Source organism: Providencia sp. wls1943, from assembly GCF_009706275.1.
GTDB classification, from domain to species: domain Bacteria; phylum Pseudomonadota; class Gammaproteobacteria; order Enterobacterales; family Enterobacteriaceae; genus Providencia; species Providencia zhijiangensis.
Map to the genome: position 1 here is coordinate 74,276 of NZ_WLTU01000027.1, position 18,969 is coordinate 93,244.

Annotated in this window: 18 protein-coding genes and 1 pseudogene; 4 read left to right on the forward strand and 15 right to left on the reverse strand. The window is 43.8% G+C overall.

All coding sequences use genetic code 11. The annotated features are described in order from the left end of the window. The first annotated feature begins 37 nt into the window (after positions 1 to 37). Positions 38 to 547, forward strand: a complete 510-nt coding sequence (gene crr, locus GKR48_RS17210) for a PTS glucose transporter subunit IIA (protein ID WP_006658610.1) — start codon at positions 38 to 40, stop codon at positions 545 to 547. A 91-nt stretch (positions 548 to 638) separates the two neighbouring features. Here crr and cysM read toward each other — a convergent pair whose 3' ends face one another. From cysM to cysP, 5 genes are all read right to left on the reverse strand, one after another. Beyond that, complete coding sequence (gene cysM, locus GKR48_RS17215; RefSeq protein WP_336431199.1) at positions 639 to 1,523, reverse strand: cysteine synthase CysM; 885 nt, start codon at positions 1,521 to 1,523, stop codon at positions 639 to 641. Between the two features lie 82 nt (positions 1,524 to 1,605). Next, entirely contained in the window at positions 1,606 to 2,694 is a 1,089-nt protein-coding gene (gene cysA, locus GKR48_RS17220) for a sulfate/thiosulfate ABC transporter ATP-binding protein CysA (RefSeq protein ID WP_154628949.1), read from the reverse strand. A gap of 2 nt (positions 2,695 to 2,696) precedes the next feature. Next, a complete protein-coding gene (gene cysW / locus GKR48_RS17225; RefSeq protein ID WP_154628950.1) occupies positions 2,697 to 3,557 on the reverse strand; it encodes a sulfate/thiosulfate ABC transporter permease CysW in 861 nt (286 codons plus the stop codon). After that, on the reverse strand, positions 3,557 to 4,387 hold the full coding sequence (cysT, locus tag GKR48_RS17230; protein WP_036949525.1) for a sulfate/thiosulfate ABC transporter permease CysT: 831 nt from the start codon (positions 4,385 to 4,387) through the stop codon (positions 3,557 to 3,559). The genes cysW and cysT overlap by 1 nt, the downstream gene beginning before the upstream one ends. After that, positions 4,387 to 5,409: a thiosulfate ABC transporter substrate-binding protein CysP gene (gene cysP, locus GKR48_RS17235; protein ID WP_154628951.1), complete on the reverse strand. Its 1,023-nt coding sequence runs from the start codon at positions 5,407 to 5,409 to the stop codon at positions 4,387 to 4,389. Before cysP ends, cysT begins: the two co-directional genes overlap by 1 nt. 238 nt (positions 5,410 to 5,647) lie before the next feature. On the opposite strand from cysP, the pseudogene GKR48_RS17240 reads away from it, so the two are divergent. Next, a pseudogene (locus GKR48_RS17240) lies at positions 5,648 to 5,812 on the forward strand (type II toxin-antitoxin system HicB family antitoxin); the annotation flags it as partial. Positions 5,813 to 5,880: 68 nt separating this feature from the next. On the opposite strand, the gene GKR48_RS17245 reads toward GKR48_RS17240, so the two are convergent. The 3 genes from GKR48_RS17245 to GKR48_RS17255 all read right to left on the reverse strand — a co-directional run bounded on the left by GKR48_RS17245 (position 5,881) and on the right by GKR48_RS17255 (position 8,131). Next, the gene (locus tag GKR48_RS17245; protein ID WP_154628952.1) at positions 5,881 to 6,777 is read right to left on the reverse strand and encodes a Dyp-type peroxidase; all 897 of its coding nucleotides are present in this window, start codon (positions 6,775 to 6,777) and stop codon (positions 5,881 to 5,883) included. A gap of 236 nt (positions 6,778 to 7,013) precedes the next feature. After that, on the reverse strand, positions 7,014 to 7,598 hold the full coding sequence (locus GKR48_RS17250) for an RpoE-regulated lipoprotein (RefSeq protein WP_154628953.1): 585 nt from the start codon (positions 7,596 to 7,598) through the stop codon (positions 7,014 to 7,016). Positions 7,599 to 7,699: 101 nt separating this feature from the next. Next, entirely contained in the window at positions 7,700 to 8,131 is a 432-nt protein-coding gene (locus tag GKR48_RS17255) for a GNAT family acetyltransferase (protein ID WP_154629019.1), read from the reverse strand. 136 nt (positions 8,132 to 8,267) lie between these two features. On the opposite strand from GKR48_RS17255, the gene hemF reads away from it, so the two are divergent. Together hemF and GKR48_RS17265 are read left to right on the forward strand one after the other, a co-directional pair. Further along, positions 8,268 to 9,191 (forward strand): oxygen-dependent coproporphyrinogen oxidase, encoded by a 924-nt coding sequence (hemF, locus tag GKR48_RS17260; RefSeq protein WP_154628954.1) that lies wholly within the window; start codon positions 8,268 to 8,270, stop codon positions 9,189 to 9,191. A gap of 149 nt (positions 9,192 to 9,340) precedes the next feature. Then, positions 9,341 to 10,471: a M4 family metallopeptidase gene (locus GKR48_RS17265; protein ID WP_154628955.1), complete on the forward strand. Its 1,131-nt coding sequence runs from the start codon at positions 9,341 to 9,343 to the stop codon at positions 10,469 to 10,471. 173 nt (positions 10,472 to 10,644) lie between these two features. Here the strand turns inward: GKR48_RS17265 and rluF are convergent, their stop codons facing one another. The 7 genes from rluF to rodZ all read right to left on the reverse strand — a co-directional run bounded on the left by rluF (position 10,645) and on the right by rodZ (position 18,829). Next, entirely contained in the window at positions 10,645 to 11,523 is an 879-nt protein-coding gene (gene rluF / locus GKR48_RS17270) for a 23S rRNA pseudouridine(2604) synthase RluF (protein ID WP_154602681.1), read from the reverse strand. Positions 11,524 to 11,650: 127 nt separating this feature from the next. Then, positions 11,651 to 13,129 carry a ribosome biogenesis GTPase Der gene (gene der, locus GKR48_RS17275; RefSeq protein ID WP_154628956.1) on the reverse strand — a complete coding sequence of 493 codons (1,479 nt, stop codon included), beginning with the start codon at positions 13,127 to 13,129 and terminating at the stop codon, positions 11,651 to 11,653. Positions 13,130 to 13,258: 129 nt separating this feature from the next. Beyond that, positions 13,259 to 14,431, reverse strand: coding sequence for an outer membrane protein assembly factor BamB (bamB, locus tag GKR48_RS17280; protein ID WP_154628957.1), 1,173 nt, complete (start codon positions 14,429 to 14,431; stop codon positions 13,259 to 13,261). Positions 14,432 to 14,452: 21 nt separating this feature from the next. Beyond that, complete coding sequence (locus GKR48_RS17285; RefSeq protein ID WP_336431200.1) at positions 14,453 to 15,076, reverse strand: YfgM family protein; 624 nt, start codon at positions 15,074 to 15,076, stop codon at positions 14,453 to 14,455. 10 nt (positions 15,077 to 15,086) lie between these two features. Beyond that, positions 15,087 to 16,364, reverse strand: a complete 1,278-nt coding sequence (gene hisS / locus GKR48_RS17290) for a histidine--tRNA ligase (protein WP_132495550.1) — start codon at positions 16,362 to 16,364, stop codon at positions 15,087 to 15,089. A 214-nt stretch (positions 16,365 to 16,578) separates the two neighbouring features. Continuing rightward, positions 16,579 to 17,700, reverse strand: a complete 1,122-nt coding sequence (ispG, locus tag GKR48_RS17295; protein WP_154628958.1) for a flavodoxin-dependent (E)-4-hydroxy-3-methylbut-2-enyl-diphosphate synthase — start codon at positions 17,698 to 17,700, stop codon at positions 16,579 to 16,581. Positions 17,701 to 17,878: 178 nt separating this feature from the next. After that, positions 17,879 to 18,829, reverse strand: a complete 951-nt coding sequence (gene rodZ / locus GKR48_RS17300; RefSeq protein WP_154628959.1) for a cytoskeleton protein RodZ — start codon at positions 18,827 to 18,829, stop codon at positions 17,879 to 17,881. Positions 18,830 to 18,969 lie beyond the last annotated feature (140 nt).

An 18,969-nucleotide genomic window follows, 5' to 3' on the forward strand; every position in this document is an offset into this window, starting at 1 on the left:
TAGTTCGGTCCCATATAAAACGATTAGGAGAAGGTCCATGGGTCTGTTTGACAAACTGAAATCACTAGTTTCGGAAGACAAAAGTAGCAGTGGCAATATTGAAATCATCGCGCCATTATCAGGCGAGATAGTCAATATTGAAGATGTACCAGACGTTGTGTTCGCAGAAAAAATTGTTGGTGACGGTATTGCTATCAAGCCTTCTGGCAACAAAATTGTGGCTCCGGTTGATGGTACAATCGGTAAAATTTTTGAAACTAACCATGCGTTTTCTATTGAATCTGATGATGGTATCGAACTGTTTGTTCACTTCGGTATTGATACTGTTGAACTCAAAGGCGAAGGCTTTAAACGTATCGCAGAAGAAGGTCAATCTGTGAAAAAAGGCGACGTTGTCATTGAGTTTGACTTAGCCCTGTTAGAAGAAAAAGCAAAATCAGTTCTGACTCCAGTTGTTATTTCAAACATGGACGAGATCAAAGAGCTGAATAAATTAAGCGGTACCGTGACTGTTGGTGAAACAGTCATTATGCGTATTAAGAAATAATTGCGCTAAACCTTAAAAAACCGCTTAATAACAAACCACCAGCGACATTTTTGCCCTGGTGGTTTTTTGTTAGGTTCACTTTCCTAAACGGTTACTTATCAAAAACGCCTGTCGACAGATAGCGGTCACCACGGTCACAAATAATCGCCACAATTACCGCATTAGGGTTCTCTTTGGCCACACGCAGCGCACCTGCAACTGCACCGCCTGAACTCACACCACAAAAAATACCTTCACGTTTTGCTAAGCCGCGCATCGTGTCTTCGGCTTCTTGCTGATTAATATCGAGCACAGTATCCACTAATTTGCTGTCAAAAATCCCCGGTAAATATTCAGGAGACCAACGACGAATACCCGGAATTTGGCTCTTTTCAGCAGGTTGTAAGCCCACAATTTCCACATCTTGTGATTGGCTCTTTAAGTAACGACTCACGCCAGTGATGGTACCTGTAGTGCCCATACTGGAAACAAAATGGGTAATTCGACCTGCGGTTTGTTGCCAGATCTCGGGTCCTGTGGTTTTAAAATGGGCTAACGGGTTATCAGGGTTATTAAATTGATCTAAAACTTTCCCTTCACCTCGGTTTGCCATCTCTTGAGCTAAGTCCCTCGCCCCTTCCATTCCTACCGTCGTGCTCACTAAAATAAGTTCGGCACCATACGCTTGCATTGATGCTTTACGCTCTTGGCTCATGTTGTCCGGCATTAACAGCTTCAGTTTGTAGCCTTTCACCGCAGCAATCATCGCTAACGCGATCCCTGTATTGCCACTGGTTGCTTCAATAAGTGTATCTCCCGGTTTGATCTCCCCACGTTTTTCCGCTTCGTTGATCATCGAAAATGCCGCTCTATCTTTTACTGAGCCGGCAGGATTATTTCCTTCAAGTTTTACCCAGATTTCCGCCTCTAGACCTTCCATTAGCCGTTGCAAGCGAACCAACGGCGTATGACCAATAAACTGTTCCAACGTTGACACTGTGTTTTTCCTTATAATAATTTTTTTATTGATTGATAATATAATTAACAATTAATTCTAAAATCAATCATCCCTTATTAATCTACGCGCTTTTAGCGAGAGAGGGGAAAAATAATGGGTCTTTACCCTGATAAATTTGTGTTTGTTGGCTGCCAAGATAGTAATTTTCTCCCCTTGTAGGAACAGTACGCGCATCCTGCCATACCACGGACAAGGTTTCCTCACCCCAACCTAAAGGTTGCACTGTTAATTGCCAAAAGTGCCCTCGGGGACCTGATTCAATGATCCTTACTGGCAATTGGTGTTGCTCATCGCTTTCTTTCTGCAAGCGAATATCCCAAGGGCGAATAAATACATCAACCTCCCCTTGCTGAGCACTAACCTGCGCGAGTGGGAAGGTAAAATTCGCTATCTGCAACTGTGAACCGCGGATCTGTCCAGGAATTTTGTTAACCTCCCCCATGAATTCAAGCACAAAACGGGTTTCCGGTGATTGCCAAATTTCATTAGGGGTGCCAACTTGTTCGATATGCCCTTGGCTCATCACGACAATGCGATCTGCGACTTCCATCGCTTCCTCTTGGTCGTGAGTCACAAAGACACTGGTAAATTTCAACTCTTCATGAAGTTGACGCAACCAACGACGTAACTCAATACGCACCTGTGCATCTAGCGCGCCAAACGGTTCGTCTAACAGCAAAATTTGTGGCTCTACCGCTAACGCTCTCGCCAATGCTACCCGCTGTTTTTGCCCCCCAGAAAGCTGAGAAGGAAAACGCTCAGCCAAATGGGCTAATTGCACCATCTCAAGCAGCTCCATCGCTTTTTGCTTAATCACCGCTTTTGAGGGTCGCTGTTTTCGAGGTAAGACGGTCAAACCAAATGCCACATTCTCAAACACAGTCATATGGCGAAATAGCGCATAATGCTGGAACACGAAACCAACATGCCTATCTTTTGCATGTACTTGGCTCACATCTTGACCATGGAAACGTAACGAACCGTGGCTTTGCTGCTCTAGCCCCGCAATGATACGCAACAAGGTAGTTTTCCCAGAGCCAGATGGCCCCAATAATGCCACCATTTCCCCTGAGCCGATATCCAATGAGATATTGTTCAGCACTGACGTTTTACCAAACAATTTGCCAACATGATTAATTTCAATACTCATAATTAATGGACTCCTGACTCAGTTTGCTGTCGGCTTAAATGCCATTGCAAAGCACTTTTCACAATCAAGGTAATAATCGCTAATAACGCTAAGATAGCCGCAGCCGTGAACGCGCCTACCGTATTGTAATCTTGATGAAGCAACTCAACTTGCAGAGGCAATGTGTAAGTTTCACCACGAATAGCGCCAGATACTACAGACACCGCGCCAAACTCACCAATCGCACGCGCATTGGTTAATACCACACCATAAAGCAACGCCCAGCGAATATTAGGCAGAGTGACTCGCCAAAACATTTTCCAACCCGATGCACCCAATAATGTTGCAGCTTCGTCCTCTTGGCTTCCCTGACTTAACATCAATGGCACGAGTTCTCTGACGACAAATGGGCATGTCACAAAAATAGTCACTAACGCCATGCCCGGCCATGAAAACATCACCTGAATATCAAAACCTTCTAACCACCCGCCAAACCAGCTGTTCGAACCGTAAAAGAGTAAATAGAGTAACCCCGCCACGACAGGTGAAACCGCAAAAGGAATATCAACTAAGGTCAATAACAGTTGGCGCCCCGGAAACTGAAAACGCGTCACCAGCCATGCCAGCATCACGCCAAAAACCAAGTTAACAGGTACTGTGATCAAGGCGATAAGAATTGTTAACCCGATAGCATGGAGCATATCTGGGTTACTTAAGTTGACGAGGACTTCACCCAACCCCTTCTCAAATGCGGTAATAAAAATCCAGATAATTGGCACAACCAGCAGCAATACTGAGAAAAATAGCCCAATTCCAATAAGCGCCCATTTTCCCCAATTGATATTTCTGCGTTGAGTGACTGGAAATGATGTGACTTGTCCCATTAATGCCCTCCTAAGCGTTTACCAAAGCGGCTTTGGATCACATTCACTGTGAATAAAAGAAGCAATGACACCGCCAAAATTACCGATGCAATCGCACTGGCGGCAGGATAATCAAACTGCTGCAATTGGCTGAAAATCATTAAGGAGACCACCTCTGTTTGCCACGCAATGTTTCCGGCGATAAAAATAATCGCCCCAAATTCACCAAGACTGCGTGTAAAAGATAAAACGGTTCCTGCAATCAGCGCAGGAGAAACTTCAGGTAACACAACGCGGCGGAACGTTTGCCAGCGTGTTGCGCCTAGCGTTTGTGCCGCTTCTTCGTATTCAGGTCCTAACTCCTCCAGTACAGGCTGAACCGTTCTGACCACAAACGGAATGCTGGTAAAGGCCATCGCGACGGCAATACCTAACCATGTATTCACCACTTTGATATCGAACTGATGCAGATACTGCCCATACCAGCCTGATGTGGCAAATAAGGTCGCGAGTGTCAGTCCCGCTACCGCGGTAGGAAGTGCGAAAGGTAAATCCACCAACCCATCTAAGAACAAACGTCCAGGAAAGCGATAGCGCGTTAAAATCCATGCCAGCAACATGCCAAAAACCGCATTAAACAGGCTTGCGACCAGAGCCGCCAATAAGGTCACTTTATAGGCGGCAACCACTTGAGGGTAACTGATCACAGCCCAATACTGCTGCCATGTCATATCGGAAAGCTGCACCACGAGAGCGCTTAAAGGCAATAGCAAAATCAAACAGACGAAAAACAAGCTGCTGCCTAACGTCAGTCCGAAACCGGGTAAAAACCGCTTTCCTGATTTACGCATTAACGACGACCTTGTTCCATAAGTTGATCAAATTCCCCTCCCGTCGAAAAGTGGTTATTCATCACATTGTTCCAATTGCCAAATTGTGATTCCACTGTAAATAGCTGAGTTGACGGGAATTTGCTTTTATTCGCTTCCATTACCTGCTTGTCATTCACACGGTAATTAAAGCGAGTAATCATATTTTGCGCCTCTGGGGTGTAGAGGTAATTCAAGTAGGCTTTTGCCGCTTTTTCTGTGCCATTTTTTTGCACATTTTTGTCAATCCACGCGACTGGGAATTCCGCCAAAATATCGATTGGAGGCACGATCACTTCGTAGTCTGATTCGCCATATTGGCTACGGATGTTATTCACTTCAGACTCAAAGCTAATTAAAACATCCCCTAACCCTCGCTCGATAAATGAGGTTGTTGCACCACGACCGCCCGTATCAAACACTTCAACGTTTTTCAGGAATTGCTGCATTTTCTCGCGCGTTTTGGGACTATCTTTCCCATTTTCTTGGTTAAACGCTCCCCATGCTGCTAGATAAGTGTAGCGACCATTTCCCGACGTTTTGGGGTTTGGGAATACCAGTTTCACATCACTACGTGCGAGGTCATCCCACGTTTTAATGCCTTTCGGATTGCCCTTACGAACTAAAAACGCCATTGTCGAATAATAAGGTGAGCTGTTATTCGGCAAACGCGCTTGCCAATCCGCCGGGATTAATTGCCCTTTATCATGAAGAATTTGCACATCGGTCACTTGGTTAAACGTCACCACATCTGCTTTTAGCCCTTGTAAAATGGCCAGTGCTTGCTTCGATGAGCCTGCGTGAGACTGCTTGATGGTCAGTGGATCATTAGGATTTTCCTGCGCCCACTGTTTTTCAAATTCAGGGTTTAATGCCGCAAATAGCTCTCTTGAAATATCATAGGAACTATTCAGTAATTCCGTCGCGGATAAGGATGCGCTACTCATTAACGAGAACATCGCCAAGCTCGCTAAACCTGTATTTTTTAAAATTGATTTTTTCATATGATCCCTACTTGTGACTAAACCCAAACATAATCTAAAAAACAATGTATATGTTTTGGTTATAACTTTGTAGTTATCAATCATCTTTTTATATATCAAGTTGGAATAACAAAGAGGTTATAGCAATAAGCTAAAAAATCTGATGGAAATTGAAGAGGTTAATGTAATGAGTAAAGCTCATAGAGATCCTGTGGTAAAATTTCGAGAACAAATACTACCACTTGCTAAGCGTAAATTTTGGTTATTCATTGATGTTGATATGGATAAATATGATGGCCGTGCAGAAAGGATTAATATCACGCTACCTCATCGCTTACTACATCGTATTAATACGCTAGTTAAAACCAATCCTGAGTATGGAAGCCGTAGTGGATTCATTGCTGACGCAGCACGTAAAGAATGACAGAAAGCCGATCAATAAATACTTTCAAGCTGCCGCTATCCGCGACAGCTTGAATTATTGCGATAAGATTATAGGGATAATAATCTTTCAATGGATGGCGCATAGTAATAACTGCCAGAAACGGCTTTAGTCATGCGCAGCAGATCATCGTATTTACCGTCAGTTTCACCAAACATGCTCAGTAATTGCTGTTCAATATTATGGAGAGTTGCGCAGTAGGCAATAAAGAATAAACCGTGTTTACCGCTTGCCGTACCGTATGGCAAGCTATGGCGCATAACAGAGAGTTCTTCCCCCTCTTCTTCAATCACTACGCGAGAAACGTGAGAAGTTTTATTACGTGCATCTTCGTCTAATTCAACGCTATCGTGTTTAGTACGACCAATCATTTTCTCTTGTTCATGTTCAGAGAAACGAGACCATTTTTTCAGGTCATGCTCATAGCGCTGTACCATGACATAGCTACCACCAATATCATCGCCTTGATTAATCAACGTCACTTCAGCAATTTCTTCGCCTTGAGGGTTTTCTGTACCATCAATGAAACCGCTTAAATCCCTATCTTCAACCCAACGGAAACCATGTATTTCTTCAACCACTTCAATAGATGAGCCAAATGCTTTTAGCGCGGCTTGCGCCAGAGAAAAGTTAATGTCATGACGTAATGACTGAATATGAATAAACATATCGCGCTGAGTTGCTGGCGCTAGCCCTTTGCCGAGCGTACGAAATGGCTTTAATTCCGGTGAAACGCCAGAGTGTCCGAGCTTCTTCCAAACGTCTGAACCAAATGCAATCACGGCACCAAGACGATCATCAGGGAATTTTGCTTGTAGTTTGGTTAATTCATCAACAAAAATCTTGCACCCTGATTTCACCTCTTCGAGTGATCCGGTCACCATGGCTTCAATAAAAATACCAAAACGACTATGTTCCTTCAAAATACCACTTTGGGAATGAGACATGCATAAACCCCTTAGAATGAATAAATTACACAAACCTATACTTTAAATTAGTTTATCGCATTAATAATGATTTTCACCTTGTTTTAACGCAAGAGTTAGCTAGTCTAGGAAATATTAGAAGGATCTAACGAGAGAAGAGAATAGATAGGAATATTATCAGTAGATTAGAACCGTAAGATATTGCATATTAAATCGAATAACTTACGGCCTTTCGTTCAAAATCTTAGCTAAGTAACTTATTTATGCCAAATAATTTGCGACACTTTCCATGTTTTCAACACTTCATCCGCAGGCATTAAATTCTCTGGACCTTGCCATTTCCCGCTAAATTTATAAACCACTTTGCTACTTTGCGGTGCAACACACAGTACCGTCGGTACATTATCAACCGCTTCCCCTAAGGAGCATGAGCCGTAAGCCTTCTGGTAAATGTCTCCAAACTCAGTACCAATTTGGGTATCCCATTCAGTGAGCATATCAGGATCATTCACGACAATACGAGATACAGTGCCTTTTTCAGGACCAAAGACTTCGACTTCAACGTCTAAATCTTTCATAGCTTGAAACACAGAAACCATTTCACCATTTTCAAGCTGCATACCACCACGTACTGCATAGCGGTCATCCAGTTGATTGTTAATCACATCACGATCCATTGGGGTCAAACTTGTAATTGCCCCCACGCCCGCTTCTGAAATCATCAGAGGGCTATGAAACCATGTGGATGGTGAGAATAGGCTTTTACCAGCACAACCCGATAGCATCACCGCACCACCGAGTAGAGAAACTTTAAATAAGGTTACGAATACGTTTTGGGACATATCATCCTCTTTAGCGGGTCATATAATGCATACTAAGACCGTCCATTTCATAAAAGATTCACGCTATTTGCTAAACCTTCAAGAAAATAATCACTGGCAGTTTAGAAATCCACTTCGTGAGTCAATCTTTTCGAATAGATCAAACGCTCAGCTTGCTCTTCTTCATATAACATTTTTTCAAACATGCAAATTGCCGAATCAGACTCTTCTCTGACCAACAATTCAATGCTACCACAACCACGGGCTATCAATTTTTTCTCTAAACGACTCACTAACGCATTAGCAATACCGCGCCCGCGAAATTCAGGATGAACGGCTAAATACACAGCGGTACCACGAATTCCATCGTAGCCCCCCATAATGGTTCCGACCACTTCACCCGATACCTCGGCTACAAGGAAAAGATCGGCGCCGCATTGTAGTTTACGCTCAATATCTAATTCAGGATCACCTGAAATTTCATTCAATTGGCAACGTTCCCACAATGTAAGCACTTCTTCATAATCATTTTGGCGAAATATGCGTATTTCCATCATCTTATCCGTTTGAGCTAAACTGTCTGCCATTATCACTGCTTTTGATACACAATCAATAATCAATATGCCTTTTTTACCTCAACGGGGTATACTTTACCCAATTTATTTCTCCCGACGGTTTTATTAAAAAACAATGAATTACCCAGACATTGATCGCATAAAAGCCTATTTGCAAAGCTTGCAAGATACCATCTGCCAAAAAATCACAGAATTAGATGGCAAAGAAACCTTCCTTGAACAAACTTGGGAACGCACTGAAGGTGGTGGTGGACGCAGCCGAGTCTTAACCCAAGGCGCACTTTTTGAACAAGCCGGCGTGAATTTTTCACATATTAAAGGTGAAAAAATGCCCGCTTCAGCGACAGCACATCGCCCGGAATTAGCAGGACGTAGCTACCAAGCCATGGGCGTTTCATTAGTTATCCACCCTCTCAACCCTTATATACCGACTACGCATGCCAATGTGCGCTTTTTCATTGCTGAAAAAGAAGGTGCCGATCCTGTATGGTGGTTTGGTGGTGGGTTCGACTTAACCCCTTATTATGGATTTGAAGAGGATGCACTCCATTGGCATACCGTCGCCAATGAACTTTGCACCCCTTATGGAACAGAGGTTTACCCTAAATTCAAACAGTGGTGTGATGACTATTTCTTCTTAAAACATCGCAATGAGCCTCGCGGTATCGGCGGATTATTTTACGATGACCTCAACCAATGGGACTTTGAGTCTTGCTTTGCATTCACCCAGGATGTCGGCAATGGCTTTTTACAAGCCTATGTACCAATTGTCGAAAAACGTCGAGAGATCCCATGGGGTGAGCGTGAACGCCAATTCCAGCTTTATCGTCGTGGACGCTATGTGGAATTTAACCTTGTTTGGGATAGAGGCACACTATTTGGCTTGCAAAGTGGTGGGCGCACAGAGTCCATCTTGATGTCTATGCCGCCATTAGTACGTTGGGAATATGATTATCACCCAGAAGCGGGTAGCCCAGAAGCTAAGCTGTATACCGATTTTTTGATCACCGGTAAAGATTGGCTCACACACAATAAATAATACAAACTTTTGTAATTAATCAGATTTCTATCTGCTGATTTTCATAATAAAAATTAGCAGATATTGATTTAATTACTTAATTATCATGTAGTTACAATAAAATCACAACCGTTTATGATTCCATTTCGTCAAACAAAATGGAGTTATAAATGAATCAGATACTTGGTCGTTCACTATTATCACCTAGCTTAATCTCTCACTTCTATCAAGAAAGCCAATGCAATGATTTGAAATCAACCCTATTTCATATCAATGACATTATGAGCCGCACTTACACTGAAGAAGATGCGAGCTATCAACGTCAATTATTGGCTAGCGCTTGTAATATCACTGGTGGTACCTACAACCGAGTGATCCGTGATGCCCAACAACGTGTAGAAAACTACACTCACAACCACTCCAGCTTACCGATTTGCCGTCGCGAAGAAATGCCAGCTGATGAGCATATGGCACATAATGATTTCGCCGTTATTATGCGAGAAGAGGATAAGGTGGCGCCGACTGAACCGGCACATCGCGTGTTCGCAGCTATTGGACTGATCCGTTCATTCCTCAAGGAGAAACTCAATATTGACCAAATGTTTGGTTGTGATGCTGATATCAATGCGGTTATCCATTATGACAAAAACTACTCCAATGCATTTTGGAATTCTCAAGCTATTTTCTTTGGGGATGGTGATGGAACTGTTTTTGGCCCGTTCTACAACGATATTGACATAATCGCCCATGAACTTGCTCATGGATACATTGGTTCACAAGCTGATTTTGACTATGTCTATCAATCTGGTGCGTTAAATGAATCGGTGGCTGACGTTTTAGGCATCATGGTCAAACAATATGTTCTAAAACAAACTGCGACACAATCTAACTGGTTGCTGGGTGAGAATTTGTTCATTGATAAGAGAAAGGGTCCGGCATTACGCTCAATGAAAGAACCTGGTACCGCTTACTATTTCACTAAATCAAATAATGACCCACAAGTGGGACATATGGACCAATATCGCGATTTACCTCGCTATGTTGATAATGGCGGTGTGCATATTAACTCAGGCATTCCAAACAAAGCCTTCTATTTACTGGCAACAAAATTAGGTGGTTATTCGTGGGAAATAGCAGGGAAAATCTGGGTTGCAGCGGTATCGGATCCAAGCGTCTCGAATACTGCGACATTTATTGAATTTGCTCAAGCAACAATTCATTCAGCGAAAAACCTATTTGGTGATCAAATTGAATTGGCAACACGCCAAAGCTGGCTAGATGTTGGGCTACAAGTTCAATAAAAATGAAGTGTAATTTGTGATTTTCACACCATTGTCGGCCCACAGAGAGGCTGACTTTTATCTAAACCGTTGATCTAAAATCATAATAAAAAAGGCCAAGTACACACGAGTTTTTGGTAACTCATCCTCAGCCTTTTCTCACTTCAATATCTTTTATTTCGTCATTTACCCAATTAACGTTTTTTCTTTTTACGTCCTGGCTGGGTAAATTTCTTTTTCGGCGGTTCCGCATTTGCTTTCGGCTTTTGGCTACCCGCGCCTTGTTTTCCCGTTGTTTTCCCGCTACCGCTACGTGCTTGAGGTTTCGCCGCTTTTTTAGGTTTAACATCGGACTCTGATTTTTCAATCAAATTAAACAGCTCGATAAGCTCATCATCGGTTAAGTCGCGCCACTCACCCACAGGAATACCAGTGAGCCTCACATTCATAATCCGCACGCGTTCTAATTTCGTGACTTCGTAACCAAAATGTTCAGTCATACGACGAATTTGGCGGTTTAAACCTTGAACCAGTGTGATGCGGAAAACAAACGGCGCTTCTTTTTTGACTTTACATTTCTTCGTCATGGTACCGAGAATTGGCACTCCCGCGCCCATGCCACGAATGAATTCATCGGTCACTGGTTTATTGACTGTGACGATATACTCTTTTTCGTGATCATTACCTGCACGTAAGATTTTATTCACTAAGTCGCCGTGGTTCGTCAGGAAGATCAAACCTTGAGAATCTTTATCTAAGCGGCCAATCGGGAAGATGCGGGTACTATGGTTGACATAATCCACAATGTTGTCTTTTTCGCCGCTTTCGGTGGTGCTAACAATCCCAACAGGCTTGTTCAACGCTATCAAGACTAAATCTTCTTCATTGCGTGGCTCAATTAACTGTCCATTGACCTTCACCACGTCTCCAGCAGAAACTTGGTCGCCAATGCCTGCGCGTTTACCGTTAATGAACACATTACCTTGCTCGATATAACGATCAGCCTCACGTCTAGAGCAGATACCGCTCTCGCTAATGTATTTATTCAGGCGTGTGGTTGAATTGATTTCCATGGTTTTCCTCAGTCATTAAAACAACTTAAATTTTAGGGCTGTGGCGAGCTAACAAATAATAGTAAAAAGCCGTAACAACCTAAACGGGTTACGGCTTTAGTCTGTTTATCGCGCTAACAGTTGGCGATTAACGTTTTTTCAAGTGCTGCATCAGACGTTTACGTTTACGTAATTGGGTTGGCGTCAGTTTATTTTTCTTATCCGCATAAGGGTTTTCGCCCTCTTTAAACAGAATACGAATTGGCGTTCCCATCACATTTAATGAACGACGGAAATAGTTCATTAAATAACGTTTATAGCTATCTGGTAAATCAGAAACTTGGTTACCGTGGATCACAACGATTGGTGGGTTATGCCCCCCCGCATGCGCATATTTCATCTTCACACGGCGACCACGGATCAATGGTGGCTGATGTTCATCTTCCGCCATTTTCATAATGCGCGTTAACAGCGCAGTACCAACACGACGAGTCGCTGATTCATACGCTTCTTGCACAGATTCAAACAAGTTACCTACACCGCTACCGTGCAGTGCAGAGATAAAGTGAATACGGGCAAAATCCACAAAGCCAAGACGCAGTTCCAGCATATCTTTGACATGCTCGCGATCTTCCGGCTTCATGCCATCCCATTTATTCACTGCAATAACTAATGAACGGCCTGCGTTCAAAATGAATCCTAGTAACGATAAATCTTGGTCAGAGATACCTTCGCGAGCATCGATAACCAGTAAGACGACGTTAGCATCTTCGATTGCTTGCAGTGTCTTGATCACTGAGAATTTTTCTACAGTTTCAGTCACTTTACCGCGCTTACGCACCCCAGCGGTATCGATGAGAATATATTCACGCTCATCACGCTCCATTGGGATATAAATACTGTCGCGGGTGGTACCCGGCATATCAAAGACGACCACGCGGTCTTCACCAAGAATACGGTTAGTCAGGGTGGATTTGCCCACATTTGGGCGCCCTACGATAGCCAGTTTGATAGGTAACGTGCTTGGGTCGAAATCATCTTCTTCGTCTTCTGAGAACTCACCTTCCGCTTCCATCTCAGCCCAGTAGGCCGCGTTAGCTTCTTCATCAGTGAGCTCGACTTCGTCGTCTTCAACCTCAATAAAAGGTTTTAAAGAGTGCTCAATTAACTGAGTGACACCACGACCATGAGAAGCGGCAATAGGGTAAATTTCCCCAAGACCCAGTGAATAGAAATCACCAACAACAATATTGGCATCAATACCATCAGTTTTGTTGGCAACTAAATACGTTTTTTTCTTGCGGCTACGTAAGTGCTTAGCGATGCCTTCATCAGCGGGCATTAAACCTGCTCTTGCATCTACCATGAAGAGAACAACGTCCGCTTCTTCAATCGCTTGAAGCGACTGAGCCGCCATATGAGTTTCTACGCCCTCTTCTGTACCATCGATACCACCAGTGTCGATAATAATAAATTCGTGCCCTTCAACTTCTGCACGACCATATTTACGATCACGGGTCAGACCGGGAAAGTCCGCTACAAGTGCGTCACGGGTACGGGTTAATCGGTTAAATAACGTGGATTTTCCTACGTTTGGACGCCCAACCAGCGCTACAACGGGTATCATTCTTCAGTGCCTCACAACTTTAATTAACTAATAGAATTCTGAGGCTAAACTCAGAAAACAAAAAAACGAAACGGCCCCTGTATTCAGGAACCGTTTATTTTATCGATAAATTGTCTGCTTGTCAGAAAATTAACGTGTTAACAGGTAAACTGTTCCGTTTCTTGTCTGGACCATCAGTTTATCACTCGCAATCACTGGGCGACTGTGGATCCCTGAACTGTTCAATTTATTTTGAGCCACAAAGCCACCTGTGCTGGTATCTAACCAGTGAAGATAACCTTCTTTGTCACCCACAACGATGTAGCCATTATAAACTTCTGGTGCCGATAATCCGCGGTTAAGCAGCTGGTCTTGAGTCCATAACGTCACGCCATCACTCTTACGAACAGAAAGAACGCGATCCGTTTGGTCAACTAAATATAAGTTATCACCCGATAACACCATGTCGTTGATAGAGCCCAAATCACGTTTCCACAACATCTGACCGGAACGCATATCCAGCGCCGCTAATGTGCCGTTGTAAGCAATTGCATAAACTTTGCCATCATCAATAACTGGCGTCATATCCACATCATTCAAACGACCAATTTCTGTTGAGCTGGTGACTTGAGAGATACGTTGCTGCCAAATCAGCTGACCTTGAGACAACAGAACCGCACTCACTCGACCGTTATCACCACCAACGATAGCCGCACCGAATGCAACCGCAGGCGCAGACTCACCACGTAATGACAGTGATGGCGTATCCATATTCACTGTCCACTTAATCGCGCCTGTCGCTGTATCTAGTGCTTGTAATTGACCATTGCTCGTGTGGATAACCACCATGTCGCCACTCACGACAGGCTTGGACAAGGCTTCGCCCGCCACTTCCACATCCCATAGCACTTCACCGTTTTCTTTATTCAGCGCGATAACTGTACCACGCTCAGTGCCGATGAAAATTTTGTCATCATAGATGGTCAAACCACCAGACAGTAACGCAGATAAATTGGCAGAAAGAAAACCAGTACGTTTCGATAAATCGACAGACCACAGCTCTTTGCCGCTTTCAAGCTCAAGCGCTTTAACTAAACCTTTGCGATCCGCAGCATAAACTGCCGAGCCATCCCATGCTGGAGAGAGTTCAGAATAAAACTGCTCAACACCATTACCAACGGACTTATCCCAAACAATTGAAGGTGTAAATTGATTCTCAACCTGTGGTAATGGCGCCATCACAATAGAATCAGTTTCGCTGGAACAACCGGCAAGTAAAGCTGAAGCAACCAGGCCTACCAAAAGAGTTTTGCGCAACTGCATAGTGTGTCGTTTCCTTTCTTCTTATGAATTAGATACGTTGTTCAATTTCAGAGTCAAAATGCCTCTGAGTGATTGAGAACCTTCACTTTCTAACCCCTGAGTGTATGCCGCTTTAGCGCCGGATTTATCACCCTTCTGGAGTAAAGCATCCCCACGGACATCCTGTGCCGTAGCTTGCCATGACTTACCTTGAATCTTTGCAACTGAAGCGAGCGCTGCATCTGCATTACCGAGTGCAAGTTGGATACGCGCTAAACGCAGGTTAATCACATCTTGCAAATCAACGGTTTTTGCTTTCGCTAATGCGTCAGTCAGTGCTTTCTCAGCACCTGCTAAATCGCCTTTATCAGCAAAAACTTGCGCCAGTTCCAGCCCAGTCATTGCACTGTAAACGTCGTTAGTTTCTGCTGCAAATTTTTGTGCAGCTTGAATACCTTCCGCTGAACCTGAACGTAACTGAGTATTGACGGCTTCGTATTTTGCTGCACTTTCTTGCAACACATTCGACTTGTGTGATTGCCAATAGTTCCAACCAAACACACCACCGACACCAATAACCAGTCCAACCACTAAAGCAACGCCGTTGTTAGCGAAAAAACGCTTGATCGCCTCAACTTGATCTTGTTCGTTTGTATAGACTTCCACTTGTCTCTCCTTAACCTAACAGCGTGGCGATACGCGATGCCATTAGTTGCTGTGAAATAGTTTCTTGCTCACCAGTACGTAAATCTTTCAACGTCACTTGGCTATTATTGATTTCGTCTTCACCTAAGATCAGAGCAATTTTTGCCCCTTGCTTATCGGCACGCGCGAGCTGTTTCTTAAAGTTACCGCCGCCGTGGTTAGTCATTAAACGCAGAGTTGGCAGTTCATCACGCACTTTTTCTGCAACTAACAATGCAGCTTGTTGGCTGTTTTCACCAAAAGAAGCCAGATACACATCAGCAACGGAGGTATCTGCGGTGAACTCTGGATTCACTTCTTGAACCAGCAGAACCATACGCTCCATACCCATTGCAAAGCCAACTGCAGGTGTTGCACGACCGCCCAGTTGTTCTACCAGACCATCATAACGACCACCCGCACAGACCGTACCTTGGGAACCTAGCGCAGTTGTCACCCACTCAAATACAGTGCGGTTATAATAGTCTAAACCGCGCACTAAGCGTTGGTTAACTCGGTACTTAATGCCCGCGTTATCCAATAATTTGCACAGGCCATCAAAGTGTTCGCGAGATTCCGCATCCAGATAGTCAAACAGCGCTGGCGCATCATTTAATAATGCTTGAACGTCTTGGTTTTTAGAATCCAATACGCGCAGAGGATTGCTATACATACGACGTTTGCAATCTTCATCCAGCTTATCTTTATGCTGCTCAAGGAAAGCGACCAGCGCATCACGATAATTTGCACGCGCTTCTAGTGAACCAATTGAGTTGAGCTCCAGAGTGACATGCTCGCTGATCCCAAGCGCACGCCACCAGCGCGCGGTCATTAAGATCACTTCCGCATCAATGTCAGGGCCTGCCAGACCAAAAACTTCAGCACCTAGCTGGTGGAATTGGCGATAACGGCCTTTCTGTGGGCGCTCATAACGGAACATTGGCCCTAAATACCATAAGCGCTGTTCCTGATTGTACAGCAAACCATGCTCAATACCGGCACGGACGCAACCTGCGGTATTTTCTGGGCGCAGTGTGAGGCTCTCTTCATTACGGTCGTTGAAGGTATACATCTCTTTTTCAACAACGTCAGTCACTTCACCAATCGCCCGTTTAAATAACGGGGTCTGCTCTACAATCGGGGTACGAATTTCGCTAAAACCATAACCCTGTAAAATATTTTTCAATGTTGCTTCGATTTTTTGCCACACTCGAGTATCTGCTGGCAAGTAGTCATTCATGCCTCGGATGGCTTGGATATTTTTTCCCACTTTATTTCTCTATTTTCAGAATTACATAAGGTCGATTATAAGAGCGAAATGTCATCAGGTTCAATCAACAAACTGCAAAACCACCGTGGAATCGGGAATTATCTGTTGATTTTGGTCGCTATGGCGTAATTTTAAGAAAAAATGACCGCGATTAACACTGCTAATCACGGTAATAAATAAAAAAACTGACTCATGATGAGCCAGTTTCTAAATATTATTTATCTATTTGATTAACATTTATTCGCATGCTTTCATCCATCATTGCCGCTTTGGCTCGAATTTTAGCTTCTAGCTGATCAATGATATTGTCATTATCAAAGCGCTCTTTTTGACGAACACCATCTTCGTAGAATCCGCTCTTGGTTTTCGCACCCGCGACACCCAATGTAGACACTTCAGCTTCACCAGGACCATTCACAACACAACCGATGATAGACACATCCATTGGCGTGATAATGTCTTCAAGTCGCTGCTCTAACGCGTTCACTGTGCCAATCACGTCAAATTCTTGGCGTGAGCATGTTGGGCAAGCAATAAAGTTAATACCGCGGGAACGAATACGCAGTGATTTCAGAATATCGAAGCCCACTTTCACTTCTTCTACTGGATCGGCGGCAAGCGAAATACGCAATGTATCCCCAATACCTTCAGAGAGCAGCATACCTAAACCGATAGCTGATTTCACGGAACCTGAACGCGCACCCCCCGCTTCAGTAATACCGAGATGAAGTGGTTGGTCAATTTTTTGAGCCAGCAGACGATAAGAGCCCACGGCAAGGAATACATCAGAGGCTTTCACACTGACTTTAAATTGATCAAAGTTCAATCTATCCAGAATATCCACATGACGCATGGCTGATTCAACCAATGCTTCAGGTGTCGGTTCACCGTATTTTTCTTGAATATCTTTTTCCAGCGAGCCGCCGTTGACGCCAATACGAATAGGGATATTGTAATGACGAGCGCAATCAACTACTTGGCGAATTCGCTCTTCGCTACCAATATTTCCCGGGTTGATACGCAGGCAATCAACACCGTATTCCGCCACTTTTAGGGCAATACGGTAGTCAAAGTGAATATCAGCGACCAGAGGGACATCAACTTGCTGTTTGATTAATTTAAAGGCTTCTGCCGCATCCATCGTGGGTACCGATACGCGCACAATATCTACCCCAACACGTTCAAGGGCTTTAATTTGGCGAACAGTTGCTTCGACATCGGTTGTGCGGGTATTGGTCATTGATTGAACAGCGATTGGTGCGCCGTCGCCAACAGGAACATTACCGACATAAATACGGGTGGATTTGCGTCTTTTGATTGGTGATTCGTTATGCATTTTTGTTTAATTCTCCGAACATCCATGTACTCATTTTAATACCATGGCGCTCTTTAATATCATGGCATAGTGTATGGTCATTGCTTTAACGCGCCCCACTATACACAAGAAAGCAAACTATAAACTATCACAAAGAGTGTTTTAGGATAGAGTTTGCTTCTTTCAATTCGTTACATTTTTATGCTTCTGGCAGCTTAAATTTCGCGGAACGTTTCGCTTTGATAAAGCGGCTTAAATCAACGTCTTTACCTTGGAATTGCACCGTGACATTCGCCGGAGCCCCAATATTTAAACGGTAAGGTTGCGCACCATCAAGCTCAAGTTTATCGCCACTATTTTTCATGCCGCTGAATAACACTTTATTATTTGCGTCACGAATTTCTAACCAGCACTGACCCGAGAAACTTAACGTTAAACCATTACCTGTTGCGGCTGGCATATCTGTTGTTTGAGAAGCATCTGCTTGGGCTCTGTCTACGGAAGGCGTTGTTTGCGGCGCATTTGGCAGCGGGATCGTTCTCACACCTTCTGCGTCGGTATTCGTTGCTGATTGAGTGTCTGCCAATACAGGTGCAGGATCAACCAGCGGATCGGTTTGCGCAGCGCTATTGTCAGTGACAAGTGGCATATCAACTGCAATATTATTTACGGGTTCGCTATTACTTTGTTGAACCAACGCTTCATTTTGGTTCGCCATGGTTAATAGGTCTTTCTGTTGCGCATTATGCTCTTGCCACCACCAAATACCCACCATCGCGATAAGCACAATGACGATCAGCCACGTCAATTTCATTAGCCAACCTTCGCGTTTTTTACGCTTTTTGCCTAATGAGTAGCTTTGCATTGGGGAAACATTGGGAGACTGCGCGGGAACATCACTTTTTAAGAATGGGGCAATATCGTTTTCAGTAATTCCGACCATGCGTGCATACAGACGAATATAACCACGTAAAAACGTTGGCTCTACACCCGCAGGATGAATATCTTGTTCTATTTCCTTTACCGTACTCACTTTAAGACACAGTCGTTCCGCAACTGTTTCTTGCGTTAGTCCCATACGCTCACGCGCTCGGGATAATAATTGTCCTACAGTGATAGAAGTTTGTTCGGTATTATTTTCGATAGTCATTAGCTGGCAACACTGTTTCCAAGTTTAATAAATATAAAGCAGACTTCATGCTACTTTACCCGTCTGAGCACGTCATAGTTTTCAACAATATAGTTTCCAATAACATTGTTTTTTACAACGATAGAGATTATATGTCGCTT